Source organism: Occallatibacter sp. (assembly GCF_036502485.1).
Classification (GTDB): Bacteria; Acidobacteriota; Terriglobia; order Terriglobales; family Acidobacteriaceae; genus Telmatobacter.
The window spans coordinates 1-8,099 of record NZ_DASXYM010000017.1; the positions used below are offsets into that span (position 1 = coordinate 1).

The 8,099-nt window shown below is 60.8% G+C and carries 8 protein-coding genes; all 8 read left to right on the forward strand.

From position 1 onward, the window contains the following. The coding region (locus VGL22_RS03010; protein ID WP_465265397.1) for an isocitrate/isopropylmalate family dehydrogenase at nucleotides 1-768 on the forward strand (768 nt) is incomplete at its 5' end. A 41-nt stretch (nucleotides 769-809) separates the two neighbouring features. Next, on the forward strand, nucleotides 810-2,240 hold the full coding sequence (gene leuC, locus VGL22_RS03015; protein WP_465265404.1) for a 3-isopropylmalate dehydratase large subunit: 1,431 nt from the start codon (nucleotides 810-812) through the stop codon (nucleotides 2,238-2,240). Next, nucleotides 2,240-2,851: a 3-isopropylmalate dehydratase small subunit gene (gene leuD / locus VGL22_RS03020; protein ID WP_465265398.1), complete on the forward strand. Its 612-nt coding sequence runs from the start codon at nucleotides 2,240-2,242 to the stop codon at nucleotides 2,849-2,851. Before leuC ends, leuD begins: the two co-directional genes overlap by 1 nt. 169 nt (nucleotides 2,852-3,020) lie before the next feature. After that, on the forward strand, nucleotides 3,021-4,712 hold the full coding sequence (gene ilvD, locus VGL22_RS03025; RefSeq protein ID WP_465265399.1) for a dihydroxy-acid dehydratase: 1,692 nt from the start codon (nucleotides 3,021-3,023) through the stop codon (nucleotides 4,710-4,712). Nucleotides 4,713-4,718: 6 nt separating this feature from the next. Further along, a complete protein-coding gene (locus VGL22_RS03030; protein ID WP_465265400.1) occupies nucleotides 4,719-4,952 on the forward strand; it encodes a hypothetical protein in 234 nt (77 codons plus the stop codon). Between the two features lie 141 nt (nucleotides 4,953-5,093). Further along, nucleotides 5,094-6,875 (forward strand): biosynthetic-type acetolactate synthase large subunit, encoded by a 1,782-nt coding sequence (ilvB, locus tag VGL22_RS03035; protein WP_465265401.1) that lies wholly within the window; start codon nucleotides 5,094-5,096, stop codon nucleotides 6,873-6,875. Nucleotides 6,876-6,997: 122 nt separating this feature from the next. Then, a complete protein-coding gene (gene ilvN, locus VGL22_RS03040; protein WP_465265402.1) occupies nucleotides 6,998-7,588 on the forward strand; it encodes an acetolactate synthase small subunit in 591 nt (196 codons plus the stop codon). A gap of 86 nt (nucleotides 7,589-7,674) precedes the next feature. After that, the coding region (locus VGL22_RS03045) for an NAD(P)-binding domain-containing protein (RefSeq protein WP_465265403.1) at nucleotides 7,675-8,099 on the forward strand (425 nt) is incomplete at its 3' end.

The window sequence follows — 8,099 nt, forward strand, 5'->3', positions numbered from 1 at the left end:
CTGGCGGTGAACTCGCCGCTGCGGCCGGAGATTATTGACGGCGCCGATGTTTTGTTTGTGCGCGAGCTGCTGGGCGGCCTGTATTTCGGCAAGCCGCGGGAGTGGAATCGTGACACGGGCGAGAGCTGGAACACGATGCGCTACACGAAGGGCGAGGTGGCGCGCGTGGCGCGGATCGCGTTCAAGCTGGCGCAGGGACGGCGGAAGAAGCTGACCAGCGTGGACAAGGCGAATGTGCTGGAGGTGTCGCAACTGTGGCGCGCCACGGTGAATGAAATTGCGGCGGAGTTTCCGGATGTGACGCTGGAGCACCAGTACGTGGATGCGATGGCGATGCACCTGATGAATCAGCCGCGCAACTACGATGTGGTGCTCACGGAGAATCTGTTCGGCGATATTTTGTCGGATGAGTCGGCGGTGATTACGGGATCGCTGGGGATGCTGCCTTCTGCGACGATTGGCGGCAAGGTGAATCTGTATGAGCCGGTGCACGGATCGGCACCCGATATTGCAGGCAAGGGGCTGGCGAATCCTCTGGGCGCGATCCTGACGGGGGCGCTGATTCTGCGGCACTCCGCGGGGCTGGAGAATGAGGCGCATGCAGTGGAGGTGGCTGTCCGCAGGGTGCTGGAGAATGGCGGGCGCACGGCTGACCTGATCCGCGGGACCAATCCGCAAGGTTACAGTTTGATGTCAACGACGGCGATGGGGGGTCAGGTGCGCGAGACGCTGAAGCAGATCCTGGCCAAGCGCGACACGCTGGTGTAGCAGGGCGAATGCCGGCAGCAAAAGAGGATTACGAGGTCAACATGGGTACTCCAAAAACGCTATTCGAAAAGGTTTGGGAGCAGCACGTTGTGGCGGAGCCGAAGGGCGAGCCGACGCTGCTTTACATCGATTTGCAGTTGGTTCACGAAGTGACTTCCCCGCAGGCGTTTGAAGGTCTTCGGCTAGCAGGGCGCAAGGTACGGCGGCCGGATCGCACGGTGGCCACGGTGGATCACAACGTGCCAACCACGATTGAGGGCCGGCTGAACATTGTGGACCAGATTGCGGCCACGCAGATTGCCACGCTGCGCAAGAACTGCGCGGAGTTTGGCGTGGAGCTTTACGACGTGAACTCGCGCGAGCAAGGCATTGTGCACGTGATCGGGCCGGAGCTGGGGATTACCAAGCCGGGCATGACGATTGTGTGCGGCGACTCGCATACTTCGACGCACGGTGCGTTTGGGGCGCTGGCGTTTGGCATCGGCACGAGCGAAGTGGAGCACGTGCTGGCTACACAGACGCTGCCGCAGGGGAAGCCGAAGACGTTCAGGATTTCTGTTGAGGGCGTTTTGCCGACGGGCGTCACGGCGAAGGACATCATTCTAGCCATCATCGGGAAGATTGGCACCGACGGCGCGACGGGCTGCGTGATTGAGTATGCGGGCTCGGCCATCCGGGCGCTTTCAATGGAAGGCCGCATGACGATCTGCAACATGAGCATTGAAGCCGGTGCGCGCGCTGGCATGATCGCTCCCGATGAGACGACGTTTGCCTATTTGGAAGGCCGCAGATTCAGTCCCAAGGGAGAGGCCTGGAAGGGTGCGGTTGCGGAGTGGAGCAAGCTGCCGACGGATGAGGGGGCGACGTTCGATCGCGAGCTGACGATTGATGCGGGGACGCTGGTTCCGTATGTGAGCTGGGGCACGAACCCCGGGATGGTTGCGCCGGTGACGACAGCGGTGCCCGATCCCGCGAAGGTGGAGAACGAACAGGACCGCAAGTCGTTTGAGCGGGCGCTGGAATATATGGGCCTGAAGGCGGGCACGAAGTTCGAGGACGTCTCGATCGATCGCGTGTTCATCGGATCGTGCACCAACGGGCGCATTGAGGATCTGCGGGCGGCGGCGAAGATTGCTGCGGGGCACAAGGTTTCGACGCACGTGCATGCGATGGTGGTGCCGGGCTCGCAGCAGGTGAAGGCGCAGGCCGAGCAGGAAGGCCTGGACAAGATTTTCAAGGAAGCCGGGTTTGACTGGCGGGAACCGGGCTGCTCGATGTGCCTGGGCATGAACCCGGATATTCTCTCGCCGGGCGAGCGGTGCGCGTCGACTTCGAACAGGAATTTCGAAGGGCGGCAGGGGCGCGGCGGACGCACGCATCTTGTATCGCCGGAGATGGCGGCGGGGGCGGCGATTGCCGGGCATTTTGTGGATATCAGGAACTGGGAAGTGCGCGAGGAGGTTAACGCTTAATGGAACCGTTCAAGACTTTGACAGCGCTGGTGGCGCCTCTCGATCGCACCAATGTGGATACCGACCAGATTATTCCCAAGCAGTTTTTGAAGCGCATTGAGCGCACGGGTTATGGCGACTTCCTTTTCTTTGACTGGCGGCAGACGCCGGAGGGAGAGCCCGTGAAGGAGTTTGTGCTGAACGATCCGCGCTTCGAGAACGCAAAGATTCTGGCGGCGGGCAAGAACTTTGGATGCGGATCGAGCCGCGAGCATGCGGCGTGGGCGCTGAGCGATTTTGGATTTCGCTGCGTGATTGCGCCGACGTTTGCGGACATCTTCTTCTCGAATGCGGGGAAGAACGGAATCCTGCTGGTGAAGCTGAGCGAGGAGCAGGTGGCCGAGTTGTTGCAGAAGGCAGAGACGGTGCCGGGCTACACGCTGACGGTGTCGCTGGAAGATCAGACGGTGACGGACGGGCAGGGTTTTTCGGCCAGCTTTGAAGTCGATCCGTTCCGGCGGTATTGCCTGCTGGAAGGGCTGGATGACATTGGGCTGACGCTGCGGCATGCGGACGAGCTGGACAAGTTTGAGAAGCAGCATGATGGGGCTGGGTGGCTGCAGCCGAAGTGAGGTAGTGCGACGGAACAGCGAGTTCTTCCATTTCGCTGCGCTCAGGATGACAATTCGCTGCGCTCAGGATGACAAGTTGTTGTCCGGGTAAGAAGCGAATGAAAAGGTGAAGCGGGTTCTTCGCTTCGCTCAGGATGACGAAGTATTTTTTGAAAGGGTTATCGCGAGGATGACAGTAGAAGGCAAGCGCCAGAGTATTCCGTTGACTGAGGGTCCCAGCCGCGCGGCCGCGCGTTCGTATCTGCGTGGCGCGGGTTTTGCCAAGGACGATCTGCACAAGCCGATTATCGGAATCGCCAACACGTGGACGGAGATCGGCACCTGCAATGTGCATTTGCGCGAGTTGGCTGAAGCGCTGAAGGAAGGCATTCGCGAGGCGGGCGGCACGCCGATGGAGTTCAACACCATCACGATCTCGGACGGGATCACGATGGGGACGCAGGGCATGAAGGCGTCGCTGGTGTCGCGCGAGGTGATTGCGGATTCCATCGAACTGGTGGCGCGCGGCAATCTGTTCGATGGGCTTGTAGGCATTGGCGGATGCGACAAGAACATGCCGGGCATCATCATGGCGCTGTGCCGGCTGGACATACCAGGGATGATGCTCTACGGCGGGTCGATTGCGCCGGGCAGGGTGGACGGCCCTGAAGGCAAGAAGATCGACATCACGATTCAGAATGTGTTTGAAGGCATTGGCGCGTACGCGGCGGGCAAGATTGACGACGCGGGGCTGGAGATGCTGGAGGCGAATGCGTGTCCTGGCGCGGGCGCGTGCGGCGGGCAGTTCACGGCGAACACGATGGCCATGAGTGGGGAGATGCTGGGGATTTCGCCGATGCATCTTTCCGGTGTTCCGGCGACCGCGAAGGACAAGTTTGAAGCGACGCGCGAGGCGGGACGGATGCTGATGGAAGCGGTGCGCGCCAATCGCCGGCCGTCGCAGATTATTACGCGGACCGCGCTCGAAAATACCATTGCGAGTGTAGCGGCGAGCGGAGGTTCGACCAACGCGGTACTGCACCTGATTGCGATTGCGAAGGAGATCGGCGTCGATCTCTCGGTGGATGAGTTTGACGCGATCAGCAAGAAGACGCCGTTTATCTGCGACCTGGTGCCGGCGGGTAAGTACATGGCTTCGCATTTCCAGGAGGCGGGCGGATCGCGGCTGCTGGCGAAGCGGCTGATTGATGCGGGCCACGCGGATGGATCGACGCTGACGATCAGTGGCAGGACGCTGGCCGAAGAGGCCGCGCTGGCGGTGGAGACGGCGGGGCAGGTGGTGATCAAGACGTTTGAGAGTCCTATCAAGCCGACGGGCGGACTGGTGATCCTCAAGGGAAATCTTGCGCCGGAAGGCTGCGTGATGAAGATTGCGGCAGCGGATCGCGTGGAACATCGCGGGCCGGCGCGGGTGTTTGAGTGCGAGGACGATTGCTTCGCGGCAGTGCAGGGCGACAAGATCAAGCCGGGCGATGTGCTGGTGATTCGCTATGAAGGGCCGAAGGGCGGGCCGGGCATGCGCGAAATGCTGCAGGTGACGGCGGCGGTGAGCGGGCATCCGGATCTGAGCCACACGGTGGCGCTGCTGACGGATGGGCGGTTCTCGGGAGCAACGCGCGGATTCACGGCTGGGCATGTTGCGCCGGAAGCGTTTGTGGGCGGTCCAATTGCCGCGGTGCGCGAGGGAGACATGATTCGCTTCGATATTCCGAACCGCACGCTGACGCTGGAAATCAGTGAAGAAGAGATGGCGGAACGGTTGAAGGGTTTTACGCCTCCGGCGCTGCGCTGGCCGCAGGGGGTGTTCCGCAAGTATGTGAACACCGTAGGGAGCGCAAGCAAGGGTGCAGTGACCTTTTGAGGATCAATGCTGACGAACAGCGCTTTTTGGCAACTCGTTCTGATCTCCGTCGGGGGAGGCTGGATTGTCGCGCGCGTCATCCAGTTCTTTGCGGATGGTTGGAGCTGGAAGCCTGTTCTCGTCGCGAATCCAGCTGCGAGAAAGCGACGACGATTGGAGTTTCTGGTTGCCTTCGCAGTCGGCGCGGGAATGGTCGCCATCTGTCTAGCGATTGCCGCACACGATGCATTGGCGGGATAAGTGATGAACCTGATGTTCAAAGCAACCACAGATCCTTCGCTGCTCTCAGGACGACAGTTGTAGTTGTATGCAGATTAGTTGAATTCAGATTAGTTGAATGCAGAACTCAGGCAGATGGCACTAACTCGATAAGGAGAGCCAATGGACACCAACGCCAACACACCTTCCCCCAACGGTTACATCACCACGCCCACACGATTGACGGGCTCGGAGATTCTTTGGGCCACTCTGGTCGGTGAGGGTGTTACGGATGTCTTCGGCTATCCGGGTGGCGCGATTCTGCCGGCGTACGACGCGCTGCGCAAATTTCCGATCCGGCACATTCTGGTGCGGCACGAGCAGGGCGCGGCGCACATGGCGGACGGATACGCGCGGGCGACGGGCAAGGTGGGAGTAGCCGTTGCGACGAGCGGGCCGGGCGCGACGAATCTTGTGACGGGCATTGCGACGGCGATGCTGGATTCGATTCCGATGGTGTGCGTGACGGGGCAGGTATCGAGCAAGGTGCTGGGGACCGATGCGTTCCAGGAAGTAGACATCACGGGTGTGACGCTGCCGGTGACGAAGCACAATTTTCTGGTGAGCAAGGCTGAGGAACTGGCGCCGGCGCTGCGGTTGGCGTTCCAGATTGCCAAGTCAGGACGGCCGGGGCCGGTGCTGGTGGACATCACGAAAGATGCGCAGCAGGCGACGGCTCTGTTTGATTTCGACGCTGCCAAGCCAGCGCCGTATCGCCCGCATCCGATGCTGCGCGTGGAGGAGAGTGGGCTTGCGGAAGCAGCGAGCATGATTCGCAATGCGAAGCGGCCGGTGATTCTTGCAGGGCATGGGGTGATCCAGTCGGGCGCGATGGAGCAGCTTCGTTCATTGGCGGAACGCGCGCAGATTCCGGTGGCGCTGACGCTGCTGGGGCTGGGCGGCTTCCCTGCCTCGCATCCGCTGAACCTGGGTATGATGGGCATGCATGGGGAGTCGTGGGTGAATCAAGCGATCCAGGAAGCCGATTTGCTGATTGCGTGCGGGATGCGTTTTGACGATCGCGTAATCGGTACGCCGAGCACGTACGCGCTGAAGGCGAAGAAGATTCATATCGAAGTGGATCCGGCGGAGATCAACAAGAACATCAAGGTGGATATTGCGCTGGTGGGCGATCTGGCCGAGGTGCTGGAGCAGCTGCTTCCGCGGGTAAGCTCGCGGGGACAGGGCGGCCGCGATGGGGCCGCGTGGCTCAAGACGATTGATTCAAGCAAGGGCGCAGTTACGGTGCGCGACATCAAGAACCTGCCGGACTCCGGACACTTGTATGCGGCGCATGTGATGCATGATTTGTGGCGGATCACGGGCGGCAACGCCATTGTGGTGACCGACGTGGGACAGCACCAGATGTGGGAGGCGCAGTACTTCCATCACGAGCATCCGCGGACACTGATTACATCAGGCGGATTGGGAACGATGGGATTCGCGCTGCCGGCGGCGATTGGCGCGAAGGTGGCATGCCCGGACAAAGAAGTGTGGGTGATTGCCGGCGATGGAGGGTTCCAGATGACCTCACCGGAGCTGGCTACGATTGCGCAGGAGAAGCTGAAGATCCACATCGCCATTATTAATAACGGCTATCTGGGCATGGTGCGGCAATGGCAGGAGTTCTTTTATGAGAAGAACTACGAGTCAACGCCGCTGGTGAGCCCGGACTTTGTGAAGCTGGCGGATGCGCATGGAATTGCCGGGCGTGCGGTGAGGACGCGGGGCGAGGTGGAGAGCGCGGTTGCGGAGGCTCGGTCGCATGAGGGCGCGTTTCTGCTGAATTTCCTGGTGGAGAAGGAAGATTCGGTGTACCCGATGATTCCCGCGGGCAGTGCGCTGCATGAGATGATTCGGCGGCCGGGGGGAAACCCGCTGGTGGAATCGGCAGACGATAAGTAAGAACAGCTTCTAGCTGCCAGCTCCCAGCCTGTCCATTGGCGATTGCAAGCTGCAACGGTGCCAGACATGTTAGACAGGCCGAAAAGGAGCTGGTAGCGAGAGGCTAGAAGCTAGAGGCTTTTATGATTCATACGTTTGTTTCGTACGTGGAAGACAAGCCGGGCGTGTTGACGCGGGTGGCGTCACTGTTTCGCAGGCTGAACATCAACATCATTTCGTTGACGGTGGGGCGCAGCGAGCGGCCGGGATTGTCGCGGATGACGATTGTGTGCGAGGCGTCGGCAGAGGCGGGTGATCGCATCCGCGCCAGCATGTTCAAGCTGGAGAACGTGCTGGATGTGGATGACATTGCGGGTGCGCCGGCGGTGACGCGCGAGCTGGCGCTGATCAAGGTGGCGGCGACGAAGGACACGCGCTCGCCGATTTTCGAACTCGTTGAAGTATTCCGGGCACGGATTGTGGATCTGGCGCCGGAATCGCTGATGATCGAAATGACGGGCGTAGAGAGCAAGATTGAAGGACTCATCCAGGTGCTGGCGGACGGCGATAATCAGATATTGGAGGTTTGCCGCAGCGGCAAGATGACGATGCGCCGCGGGCATCACACCAGCCGGGTTCTGAAGGCGCTGGGCGCGGCGGCCGAGCCTGAAACGGACGATGCCGCAAGTCACACGCTGCAGGCCGTAGAGGGCGCGGTGGTGGAGCCGGAGTAACCCAGGGTTCGGGGTTCGGGGTTCACTCGGCAGGGACGAAGATTCGAAGAAAAAACATCGCACTAACAAAGGAAGAAGCGAAAAGAATGGCGACAACTTATTACGATCACGATGCAGACCTTTCCCTCATCCAGGCCAAGAAGGTGGCCATCATTGGCTACGGCTCGCAGGGGCATGCGCATGCTCTCAACCTGAAGGATTCGGGTGTCCAGGTGAAGGTGGGTCTGGCGGCCGGATCCAAATCGATTGCCAAGGCGCAGAAGGCCGGGCTTGAGGTTGGCACGGTGGCTGAAGCCACCCGGTGGGCTGATGTGGTGATGGTGCTGGTGCCCGACCAGACCGCGGCCAAGCTGTATGCAGACGAGATTGCGCCGAACCTGGGGGCGGGCAAGCTGCTGTTGTTTGCGCATGGATTCAACATCCACTTCAAGACCATCACGCCGGCAGAAGGCATTGACGTGGGGATGGCGGCGCCTAAAGCGCCGGGACATCGCGTGCGCGAAGTGTTTAC